Annotated in this window: 30 protein-coding genes; 20 read left to right on the top strand and 10 right to left on the bottom strand. The window is 63.1% G+C overall.

Going from position 1 to position 26,194, the window contains the following annotated elements:
- Positions 1-283 precede the first annotated feature (283 nt).
- The 19 genes from ACM6I6_RS21440 to ACM6I6_RS21530 are packed head-to-tail and all read left to right on the top strand — an operon-like array spanning position 284 to position 17,665.
- Positions 284-1,009, top strand: a complete 726-nt coding sequence (locus ACM6I6_RS21440; protein ID WP_274076057.1) for a beta-ketoacyl synthase chain length factor — start codon at positions 284-286, stop codon at positions 1,007-1,009.
- Entirely contained in the window at positions 985-1,797 is an 813-nt protein-coding gene (locus tag ACM6I6_RS21445) for a lysophospholipid acyltransferase family protein (RefSeq protein WP_274076058.1), read from the top strand. The genes ACM6I6_RS21440 and ACM6I6_RS21445 overlap by 25 nt, the downstream gene beginning before the upstream one ends.
- Positions 1,775-2,050, top strand: a complete 276-nt coding sequence (locus tag ACM6I6_RS21450; RefSeq protein WP_274076059.1) for a phosphopantetheine-binding protein — start codon at positions 1,775-1,777, stop codon at positions 2,048-2,050. Before ACM6I6_RS21445 ends, ACM6I6_RS21450 begins: the two co-directional genes overlap by 23 nt.
- A gap of 9 nt (positions 2,051-2,059) precedes the next feature.
- The gene (locus tag ACM6I6_RS21455) at positions 2,060-2,314 is read left to right on the top strand and encodes an acyl carrier protein (protein WP_046819912.1); all 255 of its coding nucleotides are present in this window, start codon (positions 2,060-2,062) and stop codon (positions 2,312-2,314) included.
- On the top strand, positions 2,311-2,856 hold the full coding sequence (locus tag ACM6I6_RS21460) for a hypothetical protein (RefSeq protein ID WP_274076060.1): 546 nt from the start codon (positions 2,311-2,313) through the stop codon (positions 2,854-2,856). The genes ACM6I6_RS21455 and ACM6I6_RS21460 overlap by 4 nt, the downstream gene beginning before the upstream one ends.
- Complete coding sequence (locus tag ACM6I6_RS21465) at positions 2,853-4,532, top strand: AMP-binding protein (RefSeq protein WP_323606459.1); 1,680 nt, start codon at positions 2,853-2,855, stop codon at positions 4,530-4,532. The genes ACM6I6_RS21460 and ACM6I6_RS21465 overlap by 4 nt, the downstream gene beginning before the upstream one ends.
- On the top strand, positions 4,525-5,259 hold the full coding sequence (locus tag ACM6I6_RS21470; RefSeq protein WP_414920673.1) for a glycosyltransferase family 2 protein: 735 nt from the start codon (positions 4,525-4,527) through the stop codon (positions 5,257-5,259). The genes ACM6I6_RS21465 and ACM6I6_RS21470 overlap by 8 nt, the downstream gene beginning before the upstream one ends.
- On the top strand, positions 5,256-6,197 hold the full coding sequence (locus ACM6I6_RS21475) for a glycosyl transferase (protein ID WP_274076063.1): 942 nt from the start codon (positions 5,256-5,258) through the stop codon (positions 6,195-6,197). Before ACM6I6_RS21470 ends, ACM6I6_RS21475 begins: the two co-directional genes overlap by 4 nt.
- Positions 6,178-7,722, top strand: coding sequence for an HAL/PAL/TAL family ammonia-lyase (locus ACM6I6_RS21480; RefSeq protein ID WP_414920674.1), 1,545 nt, complete (start codon positions 6,178-6,180; stop codon positions 7,720-7,722). Before ACM6I6_RS21475 ends, ACM6I6_RS21480 begins: the two co-directional genes overlap by 20 nt.
- Entirely contained in the window at positions 7,715-8,140 is a 426-nt protein-coding gene (locus tag ACM6I6_RS21485; protein ID WP_274076065.1) for an acyl-CoA thioesterase, read from the top strand. Before ACM6I6_RS21480 ends, ACM6I6_RS21485 begins: the two co-directional genes overlap by 8 nt.
- Entirely contained in the window at positions 8,137-8,829 is a 693-nt protein-coding gene (locus tag ACM6I6_RS21490; RefSeq protein WP_414920675.1) for an outer membrane lipoprotein carrier protein LolA, read from the top strand. The genes ACM6I6_RS21485 and ACM6I6_RS21490 overlap by 4 nt, the downstream gene beginning before the upstream one ends.
- Complete coding sequence (locus ACM6I6_RS21495; RefSeq protein ID WP_323606463.1) at positions 8,813-11,152, top strand: hypothetical protein; 2,340 nt, start codon at positions 8,813-8,815, stop codon at positions 11,150-11,152. Before ACM6I6_RS21490 ends, ACM6I6_RS21495 begins: the two co-directional genes overlap by 17 nt.
- Positions 11,149-12,309, top strand: a complete 1,161-nt coding sequence (locus ACM6I6_RS21500; RefSeq protein WP_414920676.1) for a sodium:proton antiporter — start codon at positions 11,149-11,151, stop codon at positions 12,307-12,309. The genes ACM6I6_RS21495 and ACM6I6_RS21500 overlap by 4 nt, the downstream gene beginning before the upstream one ends.
- Complete coding sequence (locus ACM6I6_RS21505) at positions 12,296-13,543, top strand: NAD(P)/FAD-dependent oxidoreductase (protein WP_414920677.1); 1,248 nt, start codon at positions 12,296-12,298, stop codon at positions 13,541-13,543. Before ACM6I6_RS21500 ends, ACM6I6_RS21505 begins: the two co-directional genes overlap by 14 nt.
- Positions 13,544-13,580: 37 nt before the next feature.
- Positions 13,581-14,063 (top strand): hypothetical protein, encoded by a 483-nt coding sequence (locus tag ACM6I6_RS21510; RefSeq protein ID WP_274076070.1) that lies wholly within the window; start codon positions 13,581-13,583, stop codon positions 14,061-14,063.
- A complete protein-coding gene (locus ACM6I6_RS21515) occupies positions 14,060-15,256 on the top strand; it encodes a beta-ketoacyl-[acyl-carrier-protein] synthase family protein (protein ID WP_274076071.1) in 1,197 nt (398 codons plus the stop codon). Before ACM6I6_RS21510 ends, ACM6I6_RS21515 begins: the two co-directional genes overlap by 4 nt.
- On the top strand, positions 15,253-15,714 hold the full coding sequence (locus tag ACM6I6_RS21520) for a hotdog family protein (protein WP_274076072.1): 462 nt from the start codon (positions 15,253-15,255) through the stop codon (positions 15,712-15,714). The genes ACM6I6_RS21515 and ACM6I6_RS21520 overlap by 4 nt, the downstream gene beginning before the upstream one ends.
- Positions 15,711-16,439 (top strand): 3-oxoacyl-ACP reductase FabG, encoded by a 729-nt coding sequence (gene fabG, locus ACM6I6_RS21525; protein WP_274076073.1) that lies wholly within the window; start codon positions 15,711-15,713, stop codon positions 16,437-16,439. Before ACM6I6_RS21520 ends, fabG begins: the two co-directional genes overlap by 4 nt.
- Positions 16,439-17,665: a beta-ketoacyl-ACP synthase gene (locus ACM6I6_RS21530; protein WP_414920678.1), complete on the top strand. Its 1,227-nt coding sequence runs from the start codon at positions 16,439-16,441 to the stop codon at positions 17,663-17,665. The genes fabG and ACM6I6_RS21530 overlap by 1 nt, the downstream gene beginning before the upstream one ends.
- Positions 17,666-17,770: 105 nt before the next feature.
- Here ACM6I6_RS21530 and ACM6I6_RS21535 read toward each other — a convergent pair whose 3' ends face one another.
- Together ACM6I6_RS21535 and ACM6I6_RS21540 are read right to left on the bottom strand one after the other, a co-directional pair.
- Positions 17,771-18,034, bottom strand: coding sequence for a DUF6124 family protein (locus ACM6I6_RS21535; protein WP_274076075.1), 264 nt, complete (start codon positions 18,032-18,034; stop codon positions 17,771-17,773).
- Between the two features lie 456 nt (positions 18,035-18,490).
- Positions 18,491-19,387, bottom strand: a complete 897-nt coding sequence (locus ACM6I6_RS21540; RefSeq protein ID WP_323606471.1) for a LysR family transcriptional regulator — start codon at positions 19,385-19,387, stop codon at positions 18,491-18,493.
- Positions 19,388-19,506: 119 nt separating this feature from the next.
- On the opposite strand from ACM6I6_RS21540, the gene ACM6I6_RS21545 reads away from it, so the two are divergent.
- Positions 19,507-20,787 carry an MFS transporter gene (locus ACM6I6_RS21545; RefSeq protein WP_323606472.1) on the top strand — a complete coding sequence of 427 codons (1,281 nt, stop codon included), beginning with the start codon at positions 19,507-19,509 and terminating at the stop codon, positions 20,785-20,787.
- Here the strand turns inward: ACM6I6_RS21545 and gspM are convergent.
- From gspM to gspF, 8 genes are read right to left on the bottom strand one after another with little or no spacing between them, the layout of a single operon-like run.
- Positions 20,780-21,241, bottom strand: coding sequence for a type II secretion system protein GspM (gspM, locus tag ACM6I6_RS21550; RefSeq protein ID WP_414920679.1), 462 nt, complete (start codon positions 21,239-21,241; stop codon positions 20,780-20,782). The two genes, ACM6I6_RS21545 and gspM, sit on opposite strands and share 8 nt — an antisense overlap.
- Positions 21,238-22,344 carry a type II secretion system protein GspL gene (gspL, locus tag ACM6I6_RS21555; RefSeq protein WP_323606474.1) on the bottom strand — a complete coding sequence of 369 codons (1,107 nt, stop codon included), beginning with the start codon at positions 22,342-22,344 and terminating at the stop codon, positions 21,238-21,240. The genes gspM and gspL overlap by 4 nt, the downstream gene beginning before the upstream one ends.
- Positions 22,341-23,171, bottom strand: a complete 831-nt coding sequence (locus ACM6I6_RS21560; RefSeq protein WP_414920680.1) for a type II secretion system protein GspK — start codon at positions 23,169-23,171, stop codon at positions 22,341-22,343. Before ACM6I6_RS21560 ends, gspL begins: the two co-directional genes overlap by 4 nt.
- Complete coding sequence (locus ACM6I6_RS21565; RefSeq protein ID WP_323626156.1) at positions 23,168-23,710, bottom strand: type II secretion system protein GspJ; 543 nt, start codon at positions 23,708-23,710, stop codon at positions 23,168-23,170. The genes ACM6I6_RS21560 and ACM6I6_RS21565 overlap by 4 nt, the downstream gene beginning before the upstream one ends.
- Positions 23,703-24,077 (bottom strand): type II secretion system minor pseudopilin GspI, encoded by a 375-nt coding sequence (gene gspI / locus ACM6I6_RS21570; protein ID WP_274076082.1) that lies wholly within the window; start codon positions 24,075-24,077, stop codon positions 23,703-23,705. Before gspI ends, ACM6I6_RS21565 begins: the two co-directional genes overlap by 8 nt.
- The gene (gene gspH / locus ACM6I6_RS21575) at positions 24,070-24,537 is read right to left on the bottom strand and encodes a type II secretion system minor pseudopilin GspH (RefSeq protein ID WP_414920681.1); all 468 of its coding nucleotides are present in this window, start codon (positions 24,535-24,537) and stop codon (positions 24,070-24,072) included. The genes gspI and gspH overlap by 8 nt, the downstream gene beginning before the upstream one ends.
- A gap of 3 nt (positions 24,538-24,540) precedes the next feature.
- Positions 24,541-24,990 carry a type II secretion system major pseudopilin GspG gene (gene gspG, locus ACM6I6_RS21580; protein WP_414920682.1) on the bottom strand — a complete coding sequence of 150 codons (450 nt, stop codon included), beginning with the start codon at positions 24,988-24,990 and terminating at the stop codon, positions 24,541-24,543.
- Positions 24,991-24,993: 3 nt separating this feature from the next.
- Complete coding sequence (gene gspF, locus ACM6I6_RS21585) at positions 24,994-26,193, bottom strand: type II secretion system inner membrane protein GspF (RefSeq protein WP_414920683.1); 1,200 nt, start codon at positions 26,191-26,193, stop codon at positions 24,994-24,996.
- Position 26,194 lies beyond the last annotated feature (1 nt).

Raw genomic sequence — 26,194 nt, forward strand, 5'->3', positions numbered from 1 at the left:
ACAGGGACTACACGGTCATCAGCCTTTTCCTGCTGAAAAAGCCGCTGGCGCCTCATTGAACCGAGTTCAAAGCCGACAGACGGCCCATGAAAACGTGAATGATTGCCAATCGTTCAGTTTTTGCGAACTGACCGGTAAATCCCACTGGGCAAAATGTAACCAGCATTTGCTACAGGTTCGCCGCACCGGGATAATGCGCACCACTCGGCGCCAAGCGCCACGTAGGGTGTGCCGTGCCAATGCGTCACTCACCGCGTCAGGAAGCCTGCAAGGGCGGGATTGAATGTCTGTGATCAATTTCAACATCGCCCAGTGGCGCGCTTGGGCCCCGGGGCTTGAAAGCGTGGATGACTGGCAGGCCTGGTGCCGGCAACCCTCGATGTTGCCGGGCAGCGATGCCGCACCCGATGTCTCGTTCCTGCCGGCCATGCAGCGTCGGCGGCTCAGCCGTCTGGCGCGGATGGCCTTCAGTGTCGGCTGGCCATTGGCCGAAGGTCGTCAGGACCTGCCATTGGTCTTTGTTTCCCGTCACGGCGAAACCCCACGGACCTTCGATATTCTCAGCGACCTGGCCGTCGACCAGCCGCTGTCGCCGACCCAGTTCAGCCTGTCAGTGCATAACGCGATCATCGGCCTGTGGTCGATCATGCGCGGTGAAACCAGCGAAATGACTGCCCTGGCCGCCGCTGGCGACGGCCTGGAGCACGGCATGCTGGAGGCCGCGGCCCTGCTGGCTGAAGGCGCACCCGCGGTATTGCTGGTGATCACCGAAGAGCAGCCACCGCAGGCCTATTCGACCTGGATCGACGATGTGCCCTTCCCCTATGCCGTCGGCCTGCTGATTACCCCGGGCAATGACTGGCAGTTGACCCTGAACAGCGCCACGGATGCGTTGTCCAAAGCTCGCTGGCCTCACGCGTTGAATCTGTTGTGCACGCTGCTCGGCCCGCAAACCACCTGCCAACATGCCTGGAAAAATCGTGTATGGACCTGGCAACGCAGCCTGTGACTGAAAAAAACCGCGATGCCTATTATTGGCGGCTGCTGGCCACGGCCGCGAGCTTTGCCCTGTTCGGGCTGGGCGGCCTGTGCCTGCGCCTGGTGGTTTTCCCGCTGCTGGCCTGCCTGCCGGGTGATGCCCGGACCCACCGGTTGCGCGCGCGACAAACCGTCAGCCGCTGCTTCTGGTTGTTCGTCCGGTTCATGGCCCGCACTGGCGTGCTGACCTACGAGATTCAAGGTGCGGACAAACTCGGGCGACCGGGCCAGATGATCATCGCCAATCATCCATCGCTGATCGATGTGGTGTTCCTGATCGGGCTGGTCCCCCACGCCAACTGCGTGGTCAAGCAAAGCCTTTGGGATAACCCGTTCACTCGCACCCCCCTGCGTCGCACCGAATACATCAGCAACGACGGCAGCATGGACATGCTCGATGCCGCCGCCGATGCGCTCAAACAAGGCCAGCCCCTGATCATCTTTCCCGAAGGCACCCGCACCCAGCCGGGCCAGGCACCCGCCTTTCATCGGGGGGGCGCGGCAATTGCCCTGCGGGGTGCGAAAATCCTCACCCCCGTGGTGATCAAGGTCAGCCCGACCACACTGACCAAGGCCGAACCCTGGTATCGGATCCCCAAGCGCCGCGTACACTTCAGTATTCGCGTCGGGGCCGATATGGATCCCCAGACTTTCGCAGCGCTAGGCCCTGCCCCTCAGGCCTCGCGCAAGCTCAACGATTACTTGCACACCTATTTTACTAAGGAGCTCGCCAAAGATGAGCGATCTGCAGACTCATAACCTGGTGCTGGAAATAAAAACCCTGATCATCGACGCCCTCGGCCTCGAAGACATCAGCGCCGACGACATCGGCGACGAGCAGACGCTGTTCGGCGAAGGCCTGGGCCTGGACTCGGTGGATGCCCTGGAACTCGGCCTGGCCATCCAGAAAAAATACGGCATCAAGATCGATGCCGACGCCAAGGACACGCGCAATCACTTCAGTAACGTGGCGAGCCTTGCGGCCTTCGTCACCGCAAAACAGGCAGCTTGAGACCGGACCATGCAAACTCGTGACGACATTTTCATAACCCTGCGCGATGCCTTGGTCGAGCTGTTCGAACTGGACCCCGAACGGGTGAGCCTCGAATCCAACCTGTATCAGGACCTGGAAATCGACAGCATCGATGCGGTCGACCTGATCGATCACATCAAGCGCCAGACCGGCAAGAAGATCGCGGCCGAAGAATTCAAATCGGTGCGTACCGTCAGCGACGTGGTCGAGGCGGTCTACCGTCTGGTTCAACCGGCCGCATGAGTCGACTGATCGGCCTCAGCCTGCTGCTGGCGGGCCTGCTATACCCTTTTGCGGTGTATTTCGGCATGGAGCATTTCGCGCCGTGGCAGTTCGGGCTGCTGCTGGGCAGCCTGTGGCTGGCCCGCGCGCTGACCGGCAAGCGACGACCAGGCAGCTTGTGGATGGCATGCGTGGCCATCCTGTTCTGCCTGTTGCTGGCGCTGTTCGACAGTCCGTCGCTGCTGCGTTGGTATCCGGTACTGATCAGCGGGTTCATGCTGGGACTGTTCGGGCTGAGCCTGAAATACGGCCCGCCGATGGTTGAACGCCTGGCCCGCCTGCGCGAAGCGCATTTGCCGGTCAAGGCCATCCGCTATACCCGCCAGGTGACCATCGCCTGGTGCGTCTTTTTCCTGTGCAACGGGATCTGCGCTGCAGCCCTGACACTGTGGGCGCCGCTGAGCTGGTGGATGCTGTACACCGGCCTGATCTCCTACGGATTGATAGGCCTGATGTTTGCCATTGAATGGCTGATACGACAACGGGTACGAGGCCGCCCATGAACTGGATAAAACTTGAGCACCTGCTGCTCAAGGCCGAGCCGGAGCGTGCCGTGACGGCCGAACCGCAGCTCGATCACACACAATTGCGCGAGCAGGCCCTGCGCCTGGCCGCCAGCCTGCAAAACCGCGGTGTGCGGCGCATTGCCGTGCATCTTGAAGACGCCGCCGACCTGGCGATTGCCCTGTTGGGCGCATGGCGTGCCGGGGTAGGCGTGCTGCTGCCGGCCGACCTGCAACCGCAGACCCGCCAGCGCTGGTCCGGCGAAGTGGATGTATGGCTCACCGATCAGCCGGACGATGCACACCTGGGCGATTACCAGGATTCCCCCCTTGGCGCCGCCGCCCTCGACCTTGAAGGCTGCTCGCTGAGCCTGTGCACCTCCGGCTCCAGCGGCGAACCCAAGCGCATCGAAAAAAACCTGGGCCAACTGGTCAATGAAGTTGAGGCCCTGGAACAGCTGTGGGGCGCCGACCTGGGTTCGGCTTGCATCATTGGCAGCGTCGCCACCCAGCACATCTATGGCCTGCTGTTCCGGGTACTGTGGCCACTGTGCGCGGGGCGCCCGTTCGTGCGCAGGCAACTGGCCTTCCCGGAAGACCTGCAGCGCGCCAGTCGCGAGTACCCGGCCTTCGCCTGGGTGGCCAGCCCGGCCCTGCTCAAGCGCATGGGCGACAACCTCGACTGGGCAGCGCTGAGCGCGGTGCGTCGGGTATTTTCCTCCGGTGGCGCACTGCCAGCCGAGGCCGCGCAGCGCCTGCAACAACGCCTTCACCAATGGCCGACGGAAATTTTCGGCAGTTCGGAAACGGGCGGCATCGCCTGGCGCCAGGGTCAGTCCCTGTGGCAGCCCTTTGCCAACGTTCAGTTGAGCCAGGACGACCAGGGGGCCTTGCTCATCACCTCGCCCTACTTGCCTGACGGCCATATCGAGCACACGGCCGATGCCGCGCGAATTGCGGCTGACGGCCGCTTCGAACTGCTCGGACGCCTGGATCGGATCGTCAAGCTGGAAGAGAAACGGATCTCGCTGCCGATGCTGGAGCAGGCGCTGATGGCCCACGACTGGGTGGCCGAAGCGCGCCTGGGTGTCGTTCAGGAAAACCGCGCCTCGTTGGGCGCGCTGGTGGTCCTGACTGACGCGGGCCTGCATGTACTGCGCAATCAAGGACGACGCACACTCACGGAACAATTGCGGCAACACCTGAGCCTGCATTGCGAAACCCTGGCCTTGCCAAGGCGCTGGCGCCTGCTGCAACAACTGCCGCTCAACGCCCAGGGCAAACTGCCCCAGGCCGACGTCGAAGCCCTGCTGCTGGCGCCGCGCCCCAAGGCACCTGTGGTGCTCGAACAGGTCGAAGCCGACGGTGAGTGGAGCCTGCAACTGGCTGTACCCCCGGACCTTGCCTATTTCAGCGGGCACTTCCCTACCGCGCCGGTGCTGCCCGGTGTGGTGCAGGTGGAGTGGGCAATGCATCTGGGCCAACAGCTGATGAACCTGCCGGAGACATTCGCCGGCATGGAAGTGCTCAAGTTCCAGCAACTGATCCGTCCCGGCGATGAAGTCCAGTTGCACCTGCGCTTCGACCCGAGCCGCGGCAAACTGTATTTCGCCTATCGCAACGAAACCGCCACCTGCTCCAGCGGGCGGATCCTGCTGGTGGCGGCGCATGCATAATCCCTGCGCCGTGGTGCCGGTCTACAACCACGAAACCGCGATCACCACCGTGGTCGATGCGCTGCTCGCCAGCCACCTGCAGTGCATTCTGGTGGACGACGCCAGCAGCCCGGCCTGCGCCAGGGTGCTCGATCAATTGGCGTTGCGCGACAACGTGCATCTGGTCCGCCTCGCCGCCAACCAGGGCAAGGGCGGAGCGGTCATGACCGGTTTTCGCGAAGCCTCGCGCCTGGGTTTCAGCCACGCCTTGCAGGTGGATGCCGACGGCCAGCACGACCTGCAGGATGTGCAACGTTTTATCGAACGCTCCCGCGCCCATCCCGAAGCCGTAGTCTGTGGCTATCCGCTCTACGATGACAGCGTGCCGAAGGGTCGTTTGTACGCCCGCTACCTGACCCACGTCATGGTCTGGATCAACACCCTGTCGTTGCAGATTCGCGATTCCATGTGCGGCTATCGCGTCTATCCCTTGCCGCCGGTGCTGGCGCTGATCGAATCGGCGAAGATCGGCAAGCGCATGGACTTCGACTCGGACATCCTGGTCCGCCTGGCCTGGCGCGGACTGCCGATGTTATGGCTGCAAACCAGGGTGCATTACCCGATGGACGGTGTTTCACATTTCCGCATGTTCCACGACAACGTGCTGATTTCGAGCATGCACACCCGGTTGTTCTTCGGCATGTTATTGCGCTCGCCGGTGATTCTCTGGCGACGGTGGCGCCCATGAGCGTCAACAAGGAGCACTGGGCCGATCGCGAGGAACGCGGCAGCTTCTGGCTGATGAAATTCACCGCCGTCGCCGCCAAACTGCTGGGTCGTCGACTGCTGAGCCCGTTGCTGTACGGCATCGTCCTGTACTTTTTCCTGTTCGGCCGCAGTGCCCGCCACAGTGCCTGGCAGTACCAGCAACGGCTCGCCGACTGGAGCGGTCGCGACGAACTGCGCCCGAGCCATTGGCGAGTGTTCGGCCAGTTCATGGCTTTCGCCGACTCCCTGCTCGACAAGCTCGACGTGTGGAACGGCAAGCTGAGCATCGAGCAGATCGAAATCATCGACCCGGCGCTGCTGCGCAACCAGCTGCGCGGCACTCGCGGGCAAATGCTCGTGGGCGCTCACCTGGGCAATCTCGAAGTCTGCCGCGCCCTGGCGGAGATCGGCGAACGTGTCACCATGAACGTGCTGGTGCACACCAAGCATGCCGAACGCTTCAATCGCTTGCTGGGCGAAGCCGGTGCGACCAATCTGCGGCTGATCCAGGTCAGTGAGCTGGACCCGGTGATTATGCTGCAACTGCACGAACGCCTGGAACGCGGCGAATGGCTGGCGATTGCCGGCGACCGCGTGCCGCTGCACGGCGGGCGTAGTGTGACGGTGGACTTCCTGGGTCACCCGGCAAAATTCCCGCAAGGGCCGTGGCTGCTGGCCGGGCTGCTGAAATGCCCGGTCAACCTGCTGCTGTGCCTGAAGAAGCCCGATGGCGACTATCGACTGACCCTCGAGCCCTTCGCTGACGCGATCGCCTGGAAACGCAGCGACCGTGAACAGGTCATTCATCAGTGGGCCTCCCGCTATGCCGAGCGCCTGAGTCACTATTGCCTCGAAGCGCCTCAGCAATGGTTCAACTTTTACCCTTTCTGGAAGACCGATGACGACGCCAACGCTTGAGCCTGTAATCTTCGGCGAACGCCCTTTGCGCATCGACGATGTGCTGGCCCTGGCCAACCGCCAGGCGCCGGCGCAATTGCAGGGCGACCCGCCGTTCCGCCAGCGCATCGCCAAAGGCGCGCAGTTCCTCGATTCCCTGCTGGACAAGGAAGGCGTGATCTACGGCGTGACCACCGGCTACGGTGATTCCTGCGTGGTCGCGGTACCGCTGCATCACGTCGAGGCCTTGCCGCGTCATCTGTACACCTTCCACGGCTGCGGCCTGGGCAAGCTGCTGGACGCGCAGGCCACCCGCGCGGTGCTGGCGGCCCGTTTGCAGTCGCTTTGCCAGGGTGTGTCCGGGGTGCGCGTGGAACTGCTGGAACGCCTGCAGGCGTTCCTTGAACACGACATTCTGCCGCTGATTCCGGAAGAAGGTTCGGTGGGCGCCAGCGGCGATCTGACGCCGCTGTCGTACGTCGCCGCCACACTGTCCGGCGAGCGTGAAGTGATCTATCGCAGCGAGCGCCGGCAATCCGCCGATGTACACCGCGAACTCGGCTGGCAGCCGCTGGTGTTGCGGCCCAAGGAAGCCCTGGCGCTGATGAATGGCACCGCGGTGATGACCGGGCTCGCCTGCCTGGCCTACGCCCGCGCCGATTACCTGCTGCAACTGGCCACGCGCATCACCGCGCTGAACGTGGTGGCGCTGCAAGGCAACCCGGAGCATTTCGACGAGCGCCTGTTCGCCGCCAAGCCGCACCCGGGGCAGATGCAAGTCGCCGCGTGGCTGCGCAAGGACCTGGCCATCGACGCACCGACCGCGCCGCTGCATCGCCTGCAGGACCGCTACTCGCTGCGTTGCGCGCCCCATGTACTCGGCGTGCTGGCCGACAGCCTGAACTGGCTGCGCTCGTTCATTGAAATCGAGCTCAACAGCGCCAACGACAACCCGATCATCGATGCCGAGGCCGAGCGCGTGCTGCATGGCGGGCACTTCTACGGCGGGCACATCGCGTTCGCCATGGACAGCCTGAAAAACCTCGTGGCCAACGTCGCCGACCTGCTCGATCGACAACTCGCCCTGTTGGTGGATGAGCGCTACAACCACGGTTTGCCAAGCAACCTGTCCGGCGCCACGGCCGACCGCGCCATGCTCAACCACGGCTTCAAGGCCGTGCAGATCGGCACCAGCGCTTGGACCGCCGAAGCACTGAAAAACACCATGCCCGCCAGCGTGTTCTCGCGCTCCACCGAGTGCCATAACCAGGACAAGGTGAGCATGGGCACCATCGCGGCCCGTGATGCGATCCGCGTGCTGGAGCTGACCGAGCAGGTCGCCGCCGCGACCTTGCTGGCCGCCAACCAGGGCGTGTGGCTGCGCGCCCAGGCCGAGGATGCACGGCCGCTGCCACCGGCCCTGGCGGCCATGCACGAAGCACTGGCCAAGGATTTTCCGCCGGTCATCGAAGACCGCGCGCTGGAAGGCGAATTGCGCCTGTGTCTGCAACGAATCGCCGCACAACACTGGAGGCTGCATGCGTAGCAAGGGAGTGCTTCACACCGATACACAAATCGTCGTGCCGTTCTTCGACGTCGACCGGATGAACGTCGTCTGGCACGGTCATTACGTCAAATACCTGGAAATCGCCCGCTGCGCATTGCTCGACAAGATCGGCCACAACTACACGGCGATGTCCGAGTCGGGTTATGCGTGGCCGGTGATCGACCTGCAATTGCGCTACGTACGCGGTGCGGAGTTCGGGCAGAAGCTCAACGTGCGCGCCAATCTGGTGGAATGGGAGAACCGGTTGAAGATCAACTACCTGATCAGTGACCTGGAAACCGGCGAACGCCTGACCCGCGCCGTGTCCGTGCAGGTCGCCGTCGACATGAGCAATCGCGAAATGCAATTGGCCTCGCCCAAGGTGTTCACCGATGCCGTAGCGAGGGCTCTGCCATGATTGTGTCCCCTGTAGGAGCGGGCTTGCCCGCGATGGTCGTTAACGGTGACGCTGGGCACCTGACACTCCGCGGTGCTCTCAGGTTTTTCGCGAGCAAGCTCGCTCCTACAGTGTTTTGCGTGTTGCTGGGCATTCCAGGGCTGGCCAACGCCTTCGACCTGCAGCAACTCAGCGAGCAACTGGCCAGGCCCGAGGTGATCCACGGCAACTTCATCCAGGAAAAACACCTGCGCGCCCTGCCCCAGCCACTGACCAGCAAGGGCACTTTCGTCCTGGCGAAAAATCTTGGCCTGTTGTGGCTGCTGAAAACGCCGTTGCAACAGGACTACCGCATCAACGCCGCAGGCATTGCCCGGCGTGACGCCAGCGGCTGGCAGATGCTGCCGGGCAAGAGTGCCGGCGCCGAGCAGAACCGCTTGTTCCTGGCCGTCCTGCAAGGCGACAGCAGCGGGCTGCAACGGGACTTCGAGCTGTCTCTCGCGGGCGACGCGCAGAACTGGACACTGACATTGACGCCGCGCTCGATGCTGCTCAAGCAGGTGTTCAACCAGATCAACATCACCGGCGGCGAACTGGTGCACAGCATCGAGTTGCTGGAAACCCAGGGCGACAGCACCCTGTTGCGCATGCAGGACAGCACCAGCGCGCAACCCTTGAGCGACACGGAGCAGCATGACTTTGCCGAGTGAACGCAGGCTGCCGTGGCTGTTCCTGATCCTGCTGGTGGCAGTGCTGGCGCTCGCCGGCTGGCAATGGCGCAACGGCGCCCCACTGTCGGCCAACCTGATGGAACTGGTGCCCGGCACCGCGCCGGATGCGCTGGAATTGCGCGCCGAACAACGCATGCAGGAGCCGCTGAACCGAGAAATGCTGGTGCTGGTTGGCCATAGCGATAGGCAGCAAGCCATCGCCATGGCGCAAACGCTGGGGGATCAGTGGCAAGCCAGCGGCCTGTTCGAAAAGGTCCAATGGAACCTGCAAGCCGACTTGCCGGCGTTGCGCACGCAACTGCTGCAAGGCCGACTGGCCATGCTCGCGGCCGATGATCGCGAGCAATTGATCGAGCACCCCGACGCCTTTATCCAGCAACGGGTGCAGGCGCTATTCGACCCCTTCACCGGCTTCAGCCTGGTGCCGAGCCAGGATGACTGGCTGGGCCTGACCGGGCGCATCCAGAACAGCCAGCCACAGCACGGTGCCGTGCAACTGGACATTGGCAGTGGCGCCTTGATCGCCGAGGCCGATGGCAAGCACTGGGTGCTGTTGCGGGCGCGGGCCACCGGCAACGCCTTCGACATGAACCTGCCGCTGCAAGTGGCCGACCTGCTCCAGCACAGCCGCGATGAAGCCGCCCGGGCCGACGTGCAACTGCTCGCCGCCAGTGGCTTGTTGTACGCAGCCAACGGCCAGCGCCAGGCGTCCCGGGAGATGACCTGGGTCGGGGGCGGTGCCACCGTCGGGATCCTGTTGTTGCTGTTGCTGGCCTTCCGCCGCTGGCGTGTCCTGCTGGCGTTCGTTCCGGTGCTGGTGGGCATGCTGTTCGGCGCGGTGGCCTGCGTGGCACTGTTCGGCCACATGCATGTGATGACGCTGGTACTGGGTTCGAGCCTGATCGGTGTCGCCGTCGATTACCCCCTGCATTATTTGTCCAAGAGCTGGAGCCTGAAACCCTGGCACAGCTGGCCGGCGCTGCGCCTGACCTTGCCGGGCCTGACCCTGAGCCTGGTCACCAGCGCCATCGGCTACCTGGCCCTGGCCTGGACGCCCTTTCCGGCCTTGACCCAGATCGCCGTGTTTTCGGCGGCAGGCCTGCTGGGTGCCTATTTGTCCGCGGTGTGCCTGCTGCCGGCGCTGCTCAAGGGTGCCGAGCTGCGCCCGGCGCAATGGCCACTGCGGCTTTGCGAATATTTACTGGGCTGCCGCGAAGCGTTACTGCGGTATTTGAGCACGCCGGTATTGCTGGCATTGCTGATCGCTTTTTGTGCCGGCGGCCTGGTGCAGCTCCAGACTAAAAACGACATCCGCCAGTGGGTCGGCGCGCCGCAGCAGTTGACCGACGAAGCGCAGACCATTGCGCGAATCACCGGCTATCAACCCACCAGCCAGTTCTTCCTGGTGCAGGCGGCCGACCAACAGCAATTACTCGAACGCCAGGGCGCCCTGAGTGAACGCCTGGATCAGTTGGTTGGCCTGGAGAAACTCCAGGGCTACCTGTCACTCAATCAACTGGTCAGCCCGCCCAGCGAACAACGCAAGGTTCGCGAGGCATTGAGCAAATTGCCGGCTTTCTGGCAGCCGTTGCTCGATGTCGGCGTCCCGGCTCAGGCGCTGCAGGCGGAGTTGAGCCAATTGCAGGCGCTGCCCGTCGAAGACATCGACAGCGCGCTGGCCGGTCCCTTGGCCGAGCCGTATCGCCTATTGTGGCTGGGGCCGTCCGCTGACGGCGTGGCAGCGATGGTCAGCTTGCAGGGCCTGAACAATCCTGCCCTGTTGCGGGTACAGGCCGAGGATTTGCCAGGCGTGAAACTGGTGGACCGACTGGGCGAGTTGAACAGCGTGTTCGCCGCCACCCAGATCAGCGCCGCCGAACTGAAACTCGCCTCCTGCGTGCTGATCGTGCTGGTGCTGATCCTGCCGTTCGGTCTTGGTGGCGCACTGCGCATCGTCTCCCTGCCCTTGCTGGCGGCCTTGTGCAGCCTGGCCAGCCTCGGCTGGCTGGGGCAGCCGTTGACCCTGTTCAGCCTGTTCGGCCTGCTGCTGGTGACGGCGATCAGCGTCGACTACGCCATCCTCATGCGCGAACAGGTTGGCGGCGCCGCCGTGAGCCTGCTGGGCACCTTGCTGGCCGCGCTGACCACCTGGCTGTCGTTCGGCCTGCTGGCGGTATCGAGCACGCCAGCGGTGAGCAACTTCGGCCTGTCGGTGAGCCTGGGGCTGATTTTCAGCTTCCTGCTCGCGCCCTGGGCCGGTCGCCAGGTGCACGCCGCCAGCCTCACGGAGCCAACTCAATGATGATCGGGCTGTTCTGGGCGATGGCCCTGGTACTGTTCGCCGTAGCGACCCGGGTCGGGCGCCATTTCGGCCTGATCCCCATCGTCAGCCAGTTGCTGCTGGCAACCCTCGGCTTGCCCCTGCTGATGTACTTCTGGATCGAACCACAATGGCAACTGAGCGGCGCAGCACTGGTATCACCTGGCTGGCTGAAGAACCTCTACAGCCTGAGTTTCGCCCTGCTGCTGGGCTATATCCTCAGCGATGTGATCGATCTGCAACTGGACCGCCAGAGCTTGAAAATCGCCCTGCCGAGTTTCTGCATTCCGTTCTCGTGCGGCCTGGCCACGGCCATCTGGCTGTTGCCGCCGCAATCCTGGATCAGTTCGCTGGCGGTCGGGCTGCTGTTCGCCATCACCGCGATCCCGGTGTTATACCTGTACCTGCGGCATATTAATTACCCGCACAGCGCCACCCGGCGACTGGTGCAGACCGCGATCATCATCGACCTGGCCTGCTGGACCCTGTTCGCCATCGCCCAGGGCAGCCTGCACCTGAGCAGCCTGTTGCTGCCCCTGGCCGGCGCCTGCCTGCCCGTGCTGCTGCGGTTGTTGGGCCTGCGGCAAACCTGGCTCTACAGCCTGGGCTTTTTCGCCTTGCTGGTGGTCGCCGAACACTACAAGCTCAATGCGCTGATTTTCGGCATCGGCTATGTACTGGTCATGGCGGCGCTCAAGGCGCCGCTGGTGCTGCCATTGTCGGCGATCTGGATGAACCGCCTGCAGACGTACATCGCCATTCCGCTGATACTCACCTTCGGTATCGTGCAGATCAACGTGCACAGCGCCATGGACAGCCTCGGCTGGGTGCAGCTGGCGGCCCTGCTGCTGTTGCCGATCGCCAGCAAGCTGCTGGGCAACTGGCTCGGCCTTGGCTGGGCCGGCGCCTCGTTCCAGGGCGCCAGTCGCTGGCGCGAAAGCGTATTGCTGAACATTCGCGGCTTGAGCGAAATCGTCTTTCTCAACCTGCTGCTGCAACAACAGCTCATCAGCCCGGCGCTGTACTTTGCGCTAATGCTGATGGGCCTGGTCGCGACCCTGCTGCCGGCATTGGCCGGCATGCACCGGATCCCATTGATAGCTGCCGCCCAGGCAAGGAGCCCCCATGCCAATCGTTGAAACGCAACGTCGTCAGATCGTGGTCATCGGCGCGGGTCCCTCAGGGGCCATCGCCGCCGCGCTGCTCAAGCGCAAGGGGCATGACGTACTGGTGATCGAACGCCAGCATTTCCCGCGGTTTTCCATCGGCGAAAGCCTGTTGTCCCACTGCCTGGATTTCGTCGAGGAAGCGGGCATGCTCGACGCCGTCAATGCGGCGGGTTTCCAGTTGAAAACCGGCGCGGCGTTTGCCTGGGGCGAGCGCTACAGCACCTTCGATTTCGGCGACACCTTCACCCAGGGCAAACCCACGACTTTCCAGGTCCAGCGCGCCGATTTCGACAAACTGCTGGCTGACCAGGCAGCGCTGCAGGGCGTGGAAATCCGCTATGGCGAAACCATCGTCAGCGTCGATATCGAACAGCCCAAGCCGTTGCTCGGCGTACGGCGCGAAGACGGCAGCGAGTACCGCATCGAGGCTGACTTCATGCTCGACGCCAGCGGTTACGGCCGTGTCCTGCCGCGCCTGCTCGACCTTGAAGCACCGTCGAATTTCCCGGTGCGCCAGGCGGTGTTCACCCATGTCGAAGACCATATCGACCACCCGAACTTCGATCGCACCAAGATCCTCATCACCACCCATCCCACCCAGCGTGACGTCTGGTTCTGGACCATTCCGTTCAGCAATGGCCGCTGCTCGGTCGGCGTGGTGGCCGCTGCGGAGCATTTCGAGGGTCGCAGCGATAACCTCGACGATTGTCTGCGCGGTTTCATTGCCGAGACTCCCAGCCTGGCCGGGGTACTGGACAACGCCGTGTGGGATACGAAGGCAAATACCATCGGCGGTTACTCGGCCAACGTCAAAACCTTGCACGGTCGCGGTTTCGCCTTGCTGGGCAATGCCGCGGAATTTCTCGACCCGGTGTTTTCCTCCGGCGTGACCATCGCCATGCGCTCGGCGAGCATGGCCGCAAGCGTCCTGCACCGCCAGCTGCAAGGCGAGTCCGTGGACTGGCAGCGTGAATTCGCCGAACCGCTCAAGCGCGGGGTCGATACGTTCCGCTGCTACGTCGAGGGCTGGTACGCCGGGACTTTCCAGGACGTGATCTACTACCCGGATGGCAATCCGGAAATCCGCCGCATGATCAGCTCGATCCTCGCCGGTTATGCCTGGGACGAGCGCAATCCATTCGTCGCTGAACCGAAACGCCGGCTGCGGATGTTGTCAGAACTCTGTGCAAGGGATGCGACATGAGCAACATGGTGCGCCAGCCCGTTGAAGGGTGCGTCTGATGATTCGATGCCTGCTGCTCGGTTGCCTCCTGCTGCTGAGTGCCTGCGCCAGCCAGGCGCCGCTGCCCGAGCAGACCCCGAGCGTGGCGTTGCCGTTGCAATTGCACATCCAGCGCCTGCAGGCCGAACAGCGCCAGGACTGGGTATTGGTCATCCAGCGTGAAGGCCCGGCGATACGCTGGTCGATGATGGACCTGCTGGGCATTCCCCAGGCCCGTCAGAAACTGATCGACGGCCATTGGCACGCCGATGGCCTGTTGCCGCCGAACCCGGAAGCCCGGGAGCTGTTCGCCGCACTGCTGTTTGCGCTGACCCCCAGGGATGAGCTGTCTGGCAACTACCCGGACGCGTGGCAACATGGCGCACAACGCTCGCTGCCAGAGCGCTGGGATGTCCGTTATTCACAACCATTGAGCTTCGAATTGAACCTGCCCAAAGGCCCGAAATATCAAATCACGTCCCTGAGCGGTGACACGCCATGACGGCCTACCTCAATGCCCTCGGGGTCGTCTGCGCCCTGGGCCACGATAAGCACGAAGTCGCCCGCAACCTGTTTGCCGGCGATTGCTCCGGCATGCGCAGCGAGGCCGGCTGGGTGGGGGAGCGGTCATTACCGGTCGGTGCAGTCACGGGCGAGCTCGTGGCTATTCCCGAAGAACTGCGCTGCCAACGCAGCCGCAACAATCAACTGCTGATGGAGGCCGCGCTGCAGATTCGCCACGACATCGACCAGGCCATCCAGACTTACGGCCGCGAGCGCATCGGTATCGTGCTGGGCACCAGCACTTCGGGCATCGACGAAGCCAGCCAGGGCCTGGCGCGTTACGTGCGCGAACAGCAATTCCCCGCCGACTACGACTACCAGCAACAGGAACTCGGCGCGCCGGCGAATTTTCTCGCCGACTGGCTGCAATTGAGCGGCCCGGCCTATGTGATCTCCACCGCCTGCACCTCCAGCGCACGCGCGTTGATGAGTGCCCAGCGCCTGCTCGACCTGGGCATCTGCGACGTGGTGCTGTGCGGAGGTGTCGACACCCTGTGCAAGCTGACCCTCAACGGCTTCTCGGCACTCGAAGCGGTGTCCGGGCAACGCTGCAATCCGTTTTCGGTGAACCGCAACGGCATCAATATCGGCGAAGCAGCCGTGCTGTTCCTGATGAGCAAACAGCCTGGCGACACCCAGCCGATTGCCCTGTTGGGCAGTGGCGCCAGTTCCGATGCGCACCACATTTCCGCCCCGGAACCCACCGGCCGTGGCGCCCAGCAGGCGATGCGCAAGGCGTTGAGCCGGGCCGGACTTGAGCCTGAGCAGATCGCCTACCTTAACCTGCATGGCACGGCCACCCAACACAACGACGCCATGGAAAGCCACGCGGTGGCGGCGTTGTTCCCGGCCGGCGTGCCCTGTTCTTCGAGCAAACCCATGACCGGTCATACCCTTGGCGCGGCCGGCGCGCTGGAAGCCGCGTTCTGCTGGTTGAGCCTGAGCAGCGACAACCGCGAGCACCGTCTGGCGCCGCATGTCTGGGACGGCCAGCCCGACCCGCAACTGCCGGCCCTGAAATGGGTGACTCCCGCCGATCGCCTGGCGTCCACTGGACCTCGCTACCTGATGAGCAATTCCTTCGCCTTCGGTGGCAACAACGTCAGCCTGATTATCGGAGACGCCCCATGATTGACTGGCCGCTCGCCGAACTGCTGCCCCATGCTGGCGACATGATCCTCATCGAGCAGATCCTGGCATTCGATGAAGAACAGATTCATACCCGCCTCAGGGTCAAGCCCGACGGCCTGTTCAACCTGCCCGACGGCAGCCTGCCCGCCTGGGTCGGTATCGAGCTGATGGCCCAGAGCGTCGCGGCCTTCGCCGGTTGCCATGCGCGCCAGCGCGGCGATGCCGTGGAGCTGGGCTTTTTGCTCGGTTCGCGCAAGTTCGAATGCAACGTCGACCGTTTCCCCGCCGGCACCGAGCTGACCCTGCACGGCATCCGTTCGCTGGAAGACGACAACGGCATGGGCGTGTTCGAGTGCCACATCAACGCACCCGGCATTCATGCCAGCGCCCGGCTGAACGTGTATCGCCCGCCTCAGGCGGCTCAATATCTTCATGAATCCGAAGGAGTCCAGTCATGACTGAATCCATACTGGTCACCGGTTCCAGCCGTGGCATCGGCCGCGCCATCGCCCTGCGCCTGGCACGGGCCGGGCATGACATCGTGCTGCATTGCCGCAGTGGCCTGGCGGACGCCCAAGCCGTGCAAGGCGAGATCGAGGCCCTGGGTCGCACTGTGCGCATCCTGCAATTCGACGTGTCCGACCGCGCCGGTTGCAAGGCCAAGCTTGAAGCCGACGTCGAAACCCATGGCGCCTATTACGGCGTGGTGCTCAACGCCGGGCTGACGCGTGATGGTGCTTTTCCGGCGCTGAGCGAGGATGATTGGGATGTGGTGATGCGTACCAACCTCGACGGTTTCTACAACGTGCTGCACCCGGTGATGATGCCGATGATTCGTCGTCGCGCCGCCGGGCGGATTGTCTGCATCACGTCGGTGTCGGGCTTGATCGGCAATCGCGGCCAGGTCAACTACAGCGCCTCCAAGGCTGGCTTGATCGGCGCGGCGAAAGCATTGGCGATCGAGCTGGGCAAGCGCAAGATCACCGTCAACTGTGTCGCACCCGGCCTGATCGACACAGCCATGCTCGATGAAAACGTGCCGGTGGATGAACTGATGAAAATGATCCCCGCAGGGCGCATGGGCACCGCTGAAGAGGTGGCCGGCGCGGTGAATTTCCTGATGTCGGCGGAAGCCTCGTACATCACCCGGCAGGTTCTGGCCGTCAATGGAGGCCTGTGCTGATGAAGCGCGTCGTCGTCACCGGCATGGCCGGCATCACCTCCCTGGGCAGCGACTGGGAAACCATCGCTGGCCACTTCGCGGCCAACCGCAGCGGCATTCGTCGAATGGATGAATGGGACCGCTTCACCGAACTCAATACGCGCCTGGCCGGGCCCATCGATGACTTCAAGGTGCCGAGCCACTGGACGCGCAAACAACTGCGCAGCATGGGCCGTGTTTCACGGCTGGCCGTCGGCGCGGCGGAACAGGCGCTGGCCGACGCCGGACTGCTCGGTGACGAATCGATCAAGGACGGGCGCATGGGCGTCGCCTGCGGTTCCTCGACCGGCAGCACCGACGAGATCAAGGCATTCGGCAACATGCTGCTCAACTCGGTGGCCGAAGGCCTGAACGCCAATTCCTACGTGCGCATGATGCCGCACACCACGGCGGCCAACATCAGCATTTTCTTCGGCCTCACCGGCCGCCTGATCCCCACCTCCAGCGCTTGCACCAGCGGCAGCCAGGGCATCGGCTATGCCTACGAAGCCATCAAGTTCGGCCGCCTGCCGCTGATGCTCGCCGGCGGCGCCGAAGAACTGTGCCCCACCGAAGCCATGGTCTTCGACGCGCTCTACGCCACCAGCCTGAAAAACAGCGCCCCGCACACCACCCCACGCCCCTACGACAAAGGGCGCGACGGCCTGGTGATCGGTGAAGGCGGCGGCATGCTGGTGCTCGAAGAACTGGAACACGCCCTGGCGCGGGGTGCCCGTATCCATGCCGAACTCGTCGGCTTCGGCAGCAATGCCGACGGCCAACACACCACCCGCCCGGAGCAAGTCACCATGCGCCGGGCCATGGAGCTGGCCCTGGAAGACGCGGGCTTGAGCCCTGCCGACATCGGCTACGTCAACGGTCACGGCACGGCCACCGAACAGGGCGACATCGCCGAAACCCTCGCCACCAGCAACCTGTTCGGCGAACACATGCCGATCAGCTCGCAAAAGAGCTTCCTCGGCCACACCCTTGGCGCCTGTGGCGCACTGGAGTCCTGGTTCAGCATCGAAATGATGAACCGCGATCTGTATGCACACACCCTGAACCTTGATGAGGTCGACCCGCACTGCGGCAAGCTGGACTACCTGCGTGGCGAGTTTCGGCAGATGAGCAACCAGTATGTGATGAACAATAATTTTGCGTTTGGCGGGGTGAATACTTCGTTGATTTTCAAGCGCTGGGCGTAAGCAAAATCAAAAGATCGCAGCCTGCGGCAGCTCCTACAGGGAATGGTGTACACCTGTAGGAGCTGCCGCAGGCTGCGATCTTTTCTAACGTGCAATATGGTTTTTTCAGGGTGGATCGAGATTATCCAGGACCCGATTCACCGCCAGTTCCCCCAGCATGATCGATTGCTGAATCCCCAGCAGTGTGTGGCTCTGCGTGGCGTTCAGGCTCCTCGCGAAGTCGCTCGCCATGACATTGGCTGATGCCAGTGAAACGCAGGCGTACTCCAGCAGGGTGTGGTTGTCGATTTCGGGGGCGATGAGGAAGATATTGCTGGGTTGGTGTGGAGTGTCTGGGTCGGAATCCGGTGGGTTTGAGCTATTGGTCATGATTCAGCGTCCTGACAGTGGGGGCCACACCGAATCGCTACTGATGAAAGGGTGGCAGCTGTACGCAGGTTAGTAGACCGGGCAAAGCGAAAACCGGCGCGCCCGAAGGCGCCCTGCGCACAGCTACCGTCAAGGGCAGGTATGGACATACCTGCCTATCAGGAGCGCATGTGCACTTCGATTTGCTAAGGGCTACTAAACCCGATCACTGACAATCAGTGACCCGGTTCAAGCTACCGATGGCCCTCAAAACGCACAAGCCGGCCGATTCTGGAGTAGTTGTAGGTAACGCCGCAAGGCGCTGTAGCCTCTCCGGGATAGTTCAGAAATGTCCCACGAGCAGCGGCGAAAAATCTGAGCCTGTGGGAGCGAGCTTGCTCGCGATGGTCGTTAACGATGACTTGGGGTTCCTGGGTGCACGCAGTGTGCTTTGGTTCATCGCGAGCAAGCTCGCTCCTACAGCGGTTCAACCTTGCGTGTGAGCAGTTCAACAAACGCCCGAGCCATCGGCGATTTCTGATCCTTGCGCTGCACCAGCCACACCGCCGACACCGCCGCTGGATCGAGCAGCGGCCGATAGACCACGCCGTCGATGCGCATGCGCTGGTAAGACGCCGGCAGCACCGAAACACCAAGCCCCGCCGCTACCAGCCCGATGATGGTCATCGCCTCGCCGGCCTCCTGGGCGAAGTGCGGGCTGAAACCGGCGTCCCGGGCCAGGCTTAGCAGTTGCGCGTACAGGCCGCTGCCGTAGCTGCGCGGAAAAAACACAAAGGGCTCAAGCGCCAGGGCTGACAGAAACAAGCCCTCCTCGCTGCCCTCTACCAATGGGTGCTTGGCGCTGAGAACGGCGACCAGCGGTTCGCGCATCAGCTCGACCACACTGAGCGAATCGGGCAGCCCGAGCGGGCGCATGATGCCGACTTCGATCGACTCATCCACCAGCGCATCGGCCACCTGGGTACTACTCATTTCCCGTAGGTTCAGGTGCACTGCCGGAAAACGCTGGCGAAATGAAAAAATCGCCTGGGGAATGGTCGAGTTGAACGGTGCCGAAGAGGTGAAGCCGATTTTCAGTTCACCCAACTCGCCCAGCTGTGCCCGCCGCGCGACATCCGCCGCCTTGTCCACTTGCGCCAGCACCAACCGCGCCTCTTCCAGGAACAGCCGACCAGCCTCGCTCAGCTCGACCCGACGATTGGTACGTTCGAACAAGCGTGCGCCGACTTCCTGCTCCAACGCCTGAATCTGCTGGCTCAGCGGCGGTTGCGAGATGCCAAGCACCTGCGCGGCGCGGCCGAAGTGCAGTTCTTCGGCGACGGCGATGAAGTAGCGCAGATGACGCAATTCCATGAATACCCCATTAGGTCGTTAAAGCTATCAAACAGGTCGAACAATATATTGGATTGAATCATTAGCCGGCTATATGCTTTTTTCATTGCCTGACCGGCTGCGCTCCTCCGAGGTCCACCGTGAAAACTGCTGTTGCTCCACTCGCCCATGAAGTCCCACCCACCGCACAGGGCGAAGTCGTCGCCGAGCTGGCGGAGATCTACATTGAAAAAGGCACGCCTGCGTTCATGCGCACGGTACTGGCGCTGTTCTGCGGCGGCTTCGCCACCTTCGCCCTGCTCTACTGCGTGCAGCCGATGATGCCGCTGTTGTCCCACGAATATTCCATCAACGCGGCGCAGAGCAGCCTGATCCTCTCGGTGGCCACAGGCATGCTTGCCATCGGCCTGCTGATCACGGGCCCCATATCCGACCGCATCGGCCGCAAACCGGTGATGGTGGCGGCACTGTTCGCCGCCGCACTGTGCACCATGGCCAGCGCGATGATGCCGAGCTGGCACGGCGTGCTGGTCATGCGCGCGCTGATCGGTTTGTCGTTGAGCGGGCTGGCAGCGGTGGCGATGACCTATTTGAGCGAAGAGATTCACCCGCAGCACATCGGCCTCGCCATGGGCCTGTACATCGGCGGCAATGCCATTGGCGGGATGAGCGGGCGTCTTATCACCGGCGTACTGATCGACTTCGTCAGCTGGCACACGGCAATGCTGGTGATCGGCGGCCTGGCGCTGATGGCGGCAGCGGTGTTCTGGAAAATCCTCCCCGAATCACGCAACTTCCGCCCCCGCTCACTGCACCCGCGTAGCCTGGTCGACGGTTTCACCATGCACTTTCGCGACGCCGGCCTGCCGCTGCTGTTCCTCGAAGCCTTTGTGCTGATGGGGGCGTTCGTCACCTTGTTCAACTACGTCGGCTACCGCCTGCTGGCCGAGCCCTATCACATGGAACAGGCCTTCGTCGGACTGCTCTCGGTGGTGTACCTCTCGGGTATCTACAGCTCGGCGAAAATCGGCTCGCTGGCCGACCGGCTCGGCCGTCGCAAAGTGCTCTGGAGCACGATCGCACTGATGCTCGGCGGTCTCGCCCTGACGATGTTCACACCATTGCCGCTGGTGATCATCGGCATGCTGATCTTCACGTTCGGTTTCTTCGGCGCCCACTCGGTCGCCAGCAGCTGGATCGGCCGCCGTGCCATCAAGGCCAAGGGCCAGGCATCGTCCTTGTACCTGTTCTGCTACTACGCCGGGGGTAGCATTGCCGGTACGGCGGGCGGCGTGTTCTGGCACCTGGGCGGCTGGAATGGCATCGGTCTGTTCATTGGTGGGCTGCTGGTGGTGGCGTTGCTGGTGGCGTTGAAACTGGCGAAGTTGCCACCGCTGCCGGGAGCCGGCGCGACTATCTGAGTACCATCCGCGCCTCCAGCACCGTGTTGCGCTTTTCCAGGGTCAAGGATTGCAACACGGTGCCATTGCGTTCGATGCGGTCCAGCCAGGCCAGCAAGGCCTTGGCATCACCGCTGAGACTGAGGCGCAACTGATCGCCGTCGGTGTTGACCTGATGCAGTTCCAGCCCCGCCTCGGTGGCGCTTTCACTGACGTGCAGCGACAGCGGCTGGGTGACAGGTTCGCGTGTGCTGCGCGGACGCGCCAGCTGCAGTTGCGCCGCCAGTGCCAGTTGCTGATGGTACTGACGCTCGGCAGTCGCAAGGCGCTGCTGCGTCGGTTGCCAGACCAGGCTGAATGCCGCGACGCCAAAGACAAACACCCCCAACATCAGCGACAGCCGACGCTCGCGCAGCGACAGGCGTTGCCAGCGCTGCGGGAGCGCCAGCCATGGGATCAATCCATTCAGAGTCATGCGCCTTGCTCCAGGGTCAGGGTCGCCCGCACCCGATCGCCTTCCTTGCTCGCGCTGTCGAGTCGCACAGGCAAACCTTGCTGACGGCCACGCTCGCGCAGTAACTCCAGTTCGGTAAAGCTGTTGGCGGTCAGCTGGACTTTCCAACCATCGCTTTCGCGAAACTCAATGCGCTGGACATCGACGTTGCTGGCACCGATGACTTGCTCGACGAGCTTGACCAGTCCGGCGATATGACCATCCTGGGAGGCCGCATTCGGGCTTTGCAAGGCCTTGAGTTGTAACCCCAGGTCAACGATGCGGGTCTGGTCCGGGTAAAACGCCTTGAATTGCTGCTCGTTGCGGCTGTAAAGCTGACGGGTCTGGTTTTCGAGAAAACCGATACGTGCCGCGCTGGCGCCCCAGTCGAGCAGCAACAGCGCCAGTACGACCAGTCCGCCGAGCCGCCAGGGCAGGCGCTTGCGACGCGCAGCGAAATCACCGTGCAACAGATTGATTGCCTGTCCATGCACCGAGGCCAGCCATTGATCGATATCAGGGCAGTCCTGACGCTCATCGCGCCACTGCACGTCCATGGGCAAGCCCGGCTTGAGCGCCAGCAAATCCTCATCCGACAAGGTCAGGCGAGCCGGCAAGCCGCCCCCGAGCAACCAGCGGCCAAACCAGCGGATACCGAGCGCCTGGTCACGGGGCAACACATCGGCATCGACAAACACGGATCGCACTACAACACCCACTCCGGCAAGCAGCGCGAGCACGTCGGCGAATCGTTCGCGGTCGATCACCATCACCGGGTAGCGACCTTGTGCATCGCGCGCACCGGTGCTCAGGTGCAGCTTTTCCAGGGCTTCGCTCAGTTGCTCTTCGACGGCGAAGGCGATGGCTTGGGCATCAGGCTGGCGCCTGGACGGCCATGGATCACTGATTAACCAACTGCACAGCTCCATGGGCAGCAACACATCGACCTCCTGCCCAACCAGTGCCTGTGCCGCTTGGTCCAAGGGCAAGAGCTGCCGTTCGCCGGTCGAGGTCCATAGGCAACAAGGCCAGGCGAGCGTGGGCAGGGCCAAGCCTTCGGCCGTCAGGTAAAGCCAGGTTTTCATTGCGGTATCTCGTTGAGGGTCGAGGGTAGGACACGCCGTTGCAGGATGTGCAGTTGTCGCGTCTTCGGGTCGCGTTCGACATCGGTGGCCAGACGCAGATGGCCCTGGCCCTGGGTCACTTGCACGGTGATCCGGTACCAGCGGCTGTCAACGCCCAGGCCATGGCTGCTCAAGCCCAAGCCGGATAACAGCGGGTCCTGGGTAAACGCTTGAACGTTTGGCCAGCCTGCCGTGGAACGCTGGCGTACCAGGGCTTCGGCCGTTGCAGGCTCGATACCGTCGAGCGTGCGCAACACCAGCGCCGGTGCCGTGTTGATGTTCGTCGCGGCCTCTACCGGCAACAGCGCGACCCAGGGCGCCAGGCGACTCAACAACTCACCGTCGACACCCGGAAGCAGTCGCAATTGGCTGAGCTCGCGCAACGCCCCCACTTGCTCCAGTTGCAGCGGCGGCAGTTCGAGCAGCACCAGCAAACGCATCCAGCGATTGAGCGTGACTTGGTCGATCTGGCCCTGAATCAACAGGGCATTGACGTTGAAGCGCCCGGCCAGGTCCTCGATATCGACAAGGATCTGCGCGTCTTCAATAGCGAAAGCGCTGGATGGCTGGGCAATCGGGTCGCTATCTTTTTGCTGGGCCTTGAGCAAGCCCAGGCCCCAGGCTTCCCCGGCGACGCCAAGTTGCCGCAGGTGCATCTGCTGCAGCTGTTGCCCGGTGCTTTGCAGTAACGCGCGATGGCTGCGCAGCATGCCGCCGATGATCAACAGCGCCAGGCTCATGACCAGCAACACACTGATCAATGCAACGCCGCGTTGATTGGCCCTCATGGAAATGACCCCGGCAATGACAGCACTCGGCGTATCGCTTCGAAACGCCCTGCCGACACCTGCATTTCCACCGCCAGGGGCGCCTTCTGGTTCGGCCCGGTCGGCCAATCACCGCGCCAGCCGACCTGACTGTCGTACAGGCGCCAACGCAGGTCTCGAACATCGTCCAGCAGTTTTTGTCGCTGTACGCTCTGCGCCCCTTCTGCCCGGCTGTCGCGCCACAGCACGCCGTTGTCGAGTCGATAGGTCAGCACCTGGCGCTCACTGCGTGGCAAGTCCAGTGGATTACGCCAATTGCTGCGCACCAGTTGCAGCTGCGTCGGGTCAGGCACCACAGGCTGTTGGGCGATGTGCAGCAGGTCGCGTTCGATCACTGCCACGGCGCGTTGCAGCTTTCTGAGTTCTCGTTCGTGGCTCTGGGTGCCCTGCTGCACGCGCACCACGCTGTCGAACAGCGTCCAGCTGGCCAGCCCCAGCAATGCGAAAATCGCAATGGCAATAACCAGTTCCAGCAGGGTGAATCCGCCCTGCTCATTCATGCCGATTGGCCATCCAGCCGGTGGCGCGGAACAGGCTGTGGTCACGACCGGCAAGGCCGACCTCGACCTCGACCGCCAACCCATGCGGATCACTCGCCATACGTACGGATTGACGTACAACCCAGTCGCGATCTCCCATGCTCACCACCCGTTGGGACTGTGAAATCACCGGGGACGATTGCAGGCGCAACTCGTTCAGTTGGTTGTCCGCCACCCAGGCCGCGAGAAGGCGTTCCTCGGCAGCGCCCGCCTGTCTCACCACGTATTGGCTGGCGGACAGCACGGCGGTGGCCAGGGTCGCGAAAATCGCCAGGGCCACCATGACTTCAAGCAAGGTGAAGCCACCCATGCGCGATGGCTCAGTCATCGATCATGACCTCGCCGACGCCATCGCTGGACAGGCTCGCCCAGACTCTGTCTTTGCCAGCAAACGTCAGGGAGAAGGTGCTGGTTTCATCGCTGCTGTACATCTGAATCTGGGGTTGACCGGCATCAGCGCCCAGGCTCATGGAATATCCCTCCTGCTCAAGGCTCAGGCGCAAGCCGTCGGGCCATCGGTAGAAGGCTGCCAGCGGCTCCCAGCCACGCCCATCGAGGCGCATTGCCCGGTATCCTTCGACGCTCAGTCGCACACCGTATTCCCGCCCCTCGAGCACTGCCTGTTCACGCAGTTGGCGGATGAAACCAGCAAGCGCACCCGCTTCCTGCCTGGCTTGCTGAGCCGGGTTAACGCCAGCAGCCAGACTCACCATGCCCACCAGCACGCCGATCACGACGATCACGATCATCATTTCCAGCAAGGTAAATCCCCGACATCGGCGTGGCATGCTTCAACCACCCCAGTTGCCGATTTCCGCCGCGTGCCCCTCGCCACCCGCTACGCCATCGGAGCCAAGGGAATACAGGTCATAGCCGCCATCGTCCGATTTCACGCCGGGATTGAGGTACTGATAGGGCGTGCCCCACGGGTCAACGGGCAAGCTTTTCAGGTAACCCTGCGGGTTCCAGCTCCGCGGCGTCGGCACCCCGGAAGGACGTTTGCTCAAGGCCTCCAGCCCTTGTTGCGTGGAGGGGTAGTGGAAGTTGTCGAGGCGATACATTTCCAGGGCGGTGCCGATGGCCTGTAGATCGACTCTGGCGGCGGTGACCTTGGCCTGATCGGGACGGCTCATAAACTGCGGCACCACGATGGCCCCCAGGATGCCGATGATGACCACCACCACCATGATCTCGATCAGGGTAAAACCGTGCTGGGACGTTCTGTGACGCAGAGCATTCATGGGTCAATTCACCAATTGGTTGAGGCTGAGAATCGGAAGCAGAATGGCCAGGACGATCAGCAGCACGACGCCGCCCATCAGCACGAGCATGGCCGGCTCGAAAAGGCTCACCACCAGGGCGATACGCGCTGCCAGACTGCTTTCCTGTTGTTCGGCGGCACGGGCCAGCATGCGATCGAGTTCGCCCGCCCGTTCACCACTGGCGATCATGTGCAGCATCATCGGCGGGATGTCGCCGCTCAATTCCAGGCCATGGGTCAGGGTTCCACCCTCGCGGACCGAGCGGGCGACATCGGCCATGCGCGCGCGGATGGTCAGGTTGCCGATCACCGCAGCGGCGATTTCCAGTGCATCGACCAGGGGCACGGCGCTTTTGCCGAGGATGGCCAGGGTGCTGGCAAATCGTGCGGCTTCCATCGCGCGCAGCACGTCGCCACAGACCGGCAGGTTCAACGCCAGGCGATGCCAGCGCAGGCGCCAGGCCCGTTGCCTCAAACTCCAGCGCCAGAGGGCGATCAACAGCGCCAGCGCGACGATCAACAACAGGCCATGGTGGCGCAAGCCGTCACTGGTGCGGATCAACGCCCGAGTCAACCACGGCAACGCCTGGCCACTGTCGACGAAAATCTTCACCACGTCCGGCACCACGTAGCCGAGCAGAAAGCCAACGATGACTACGCTTGCCAACATCAGGATCAACGGGTACACCAGCGCCATCTGGATTTTTTGCCGTGAGGCCTGGCGGGCCTGGGTATACGCGGCCAATTGCTCCAGTACATGTCCCAGATGACCGGAACGCTCGCCGGCGGCCACGGTGGCGCGGAACAGTTCGGGGAACGCCTTGGGAAACTGCTCCAATGCAGTGGCCAGGGCATGACCTTCCATGACCCGGCTCCTGACCGCTGAGAGCAAACTGGCAACCCGGCGCTTGGCACTCTGTTTAGCCACGGCCTCAAGGGACTCTTCCAGGGGCAAACCGGCCTGCACCAGCGTGGACAACTGCAGCGTCAGCAGTGCCAGATCGGCGGCGCTCAACCGTCCAGGCCTGTTGTCGCCAGCAGCGACGCGGATTTCCTTGATGTCGCGCGGCCACAACCCGCGCTCACGCAACAGTTGCCGCGCATGCCGGGGATTGTCGGCCTCCAGCCGCCCCTTGCGCCGCCTGCCCTGATCGTCCTCGGCGCGGTACTCGAATGTCGGCACT

It is taken from the genome of Pseudomonas sp. IT-P218 (assembly GCF_949767605.1).
GTDB classification, from domain to species: domain Bacteria; phylum Pseudomonadota; class Gammaproteobacteria; order Pseudomonadales; family Pseudomonadaceae; genus Aquipseudomonas; species Aquipseudomonas putida_AE.

Excerpts from the sequence above, each read along its gene's own strand:
- ACM6I6_RS21510 (WP_274076070.1), top strand. The coding sequence starts at position 13,581 with ATGATTCGATGCCTGCTGCTCGGTTGCCTCCTGCTGCTGAGTGCCTGC.
- ACM6I6_RS21455 (WP_046819912.1), top strand. The coding sequence starts at position 2,060 with ATGCAAACTCGTGACGACATTTTCATAACCCTGCGCGATGCCTTGGTC.
- ACM6I6_RS21475 (WP_274076063.1), top strand. The coding sequence starts at position 5,256 with ATGAGCGTCAACAAGGAGCACTGGGCCGATCGCGAGGAACGCGGCAGC.
- ACM6I6_RS21445 (WP_274076058.1), top strand. The coding sequence starts at position 985 with ATGGACCTGGCAACGCAGCCTGTGACTGAAAAAAACCGCGATGCCTAT.
- ACM6I6_RS21490 (WP_414920675.1), top strand. The coding sequence starts at position 8,137 with ATGATTGTGTCCCCTGTAGGAGCGGGCTTGCCCGCGATGGTCGTTAAC.
- ACM6I6_RS21460 (WP_274076060.1), top strand. The coding sequence starts at position 2,311 with ATGAGTCGACTGATCGGCCTCAGCCTGCTGCTGGCGGGCCTGCTATAC.
- ACM6I6_RS21495 (WP_323606463.1), top strand. The coding sequence starts at position 8,813 with ATGACTTTGCCGAGTGAACGCAGGCTGCCGTGGCTGTTCCTGATCCTG.
- ACM6I6_RS21515 (WP_274076071.1), top strand. The coding sequence starts at position 14,060 with ATGACGGCCTACCTCAATGCCCTCGGGGTCGTCTGCGCCCTGGGCCAC.
- ACM6I6_RS21500 (WP_414920676.1), top strand. The coding sequence starts at position 11,149 with ATGATGATCGGGCTGTTCTGGGCGATGGCCCTGGTACTGTTCGCCGTA.
- ACM6I6_RS21565 (WP_323626156.1), bottom strand. The coding sequence starts at position 23,710 with ATGAATGAGCAGGGCGGATTCACCCTGCTGGAACTGGTTATTGCCATT.
- ACM6I6_RS21470 (WP_414920673.1), top strand. The coding sequence starts at position 4,525 with ATGCATAATCCCTGCGCCGTGGTGCCGGTCTACAACCACGAAACCGCG.
- ACM6I6_RS21450 (WP_274076059.1), top strand. The coding sequence starts at position 1,775 with ATGAGCGATCTGCAGACTCATAACCTGGTGCTGGAAATAAAAACCCTG.
- ACM6I6_RS21465 (WP_323606459.1), top strand. The coding sequence starts at position 2,853 with ATGAACTGGATAAAACTTGAGCACCTGCTGCTCAAGGCCGAGCCGGAG.
- gspG (WP_414920682.1), bottom strand. The coding sequence starts at position 24,990 with ATGAATGCTCTGCGTCACAGAACGTCCCAGCACGGTTTTACCCTGATC.
- gspL (WP_323606474.1), bottom strand. The coding sequence starts at position 22,344 with ATGAAAACCTGGCTTTACCTGACGGCCGAAGGCTTGGCCCTGCCCACG.
- gspI (WP_274076082.1), bottom strand. The coding sequence starts at position 24,077 with ATGACTGAGCCATCGCGCATGGGTGGCTTCACCTTGCTTGAAGTCATG.
- gspM (WP_414920679.1), bottom strand. The coding sequence starts at position 21,241 with ATGACTCTGAATGGATTGATCCCATGGCTGGCGCTCCCGCAGCGCTGG.
- ACM6I6_RS21480 (WP_414920674.1), top strand. The coding sequence starts at position 6,178 with ATGACGACGCCAACGCTTGAGCCTGTAATCTTCGGCGAACGCCCTTTG.
- ACM6I6_RS21440 (WP_274076057.1), top strand. The coding sequence starts at position 284 with ATGTCTGTGATCAATTTCAACATCGCCCAGTGGCGCGCTTGGGCCCCG.
- ACM6I6_RS21540 (WP_323606471.1), bottom strand. The coding sequence starts at position 19,387 with ATGGAATTGCGTCATCTGCGCTACTTCATCGCCGTCGCCGAAGAACTG.
- ACM6I6_RS21530 (WP_414920678.1), top strand. The coding sequence starts at position 16,439 with ATGAAGCGCGTCGTCGTCACCGGCATGGCCGGCATCACCTCCCTGGGC.
- fabG (WP_274076073.1), top strand. The coding sequence starts at position 15,711 with ATGACTGAATCCATACTGGTCACCGGTTCCAGCCGTGGCATCGGCCGC.
- ACM6I6_RS21560 (WP_414920680.1), bottom strand. The coding sequence starts at position 23,171 with ATGAGGGCCAATCAACGCGGCGTTGCATTGATCAGTGTGTTGCTGGTC.
- gspH (WP_414920681.1), bottom strand. The coding sequence starts at position 24,537 with ATGCCACGCCGATGTCGGGGATTTACCTTGCTGGAAATGATGATCGTG.
- ACM6I6_RS21520 (WP_274076072.1), top strand. The coding sequence starts at position 15,253 with ATGATTGACTGGCCGCTCGCCGAACTGCTGCCCCATGCTGGCGACATG.
- ACM6I6_RS21505 (WP_414920677.1), top strand. The coding sequence starts at position 12,296 with ATGCCAATCGTTGAAACGCAACGTCGTCAGATCGTGGTCATCGGCGCG.
- ACM6I6_RS21485 (WP_274076065.1), top strand. The coding sequence starts at position 7,715 with ATGCGTAGCAAGGGAGTGCTTCACACCGATACACAAATCGTCGTGCCG.
- ACM6I6_RS21535 (WP_274076075.1), bottom strand. The coding sequence starts at position 18,034 with ATGACCAATAGCTCAAACCCACCGGATTCCGACCCAGACACTCCACAC.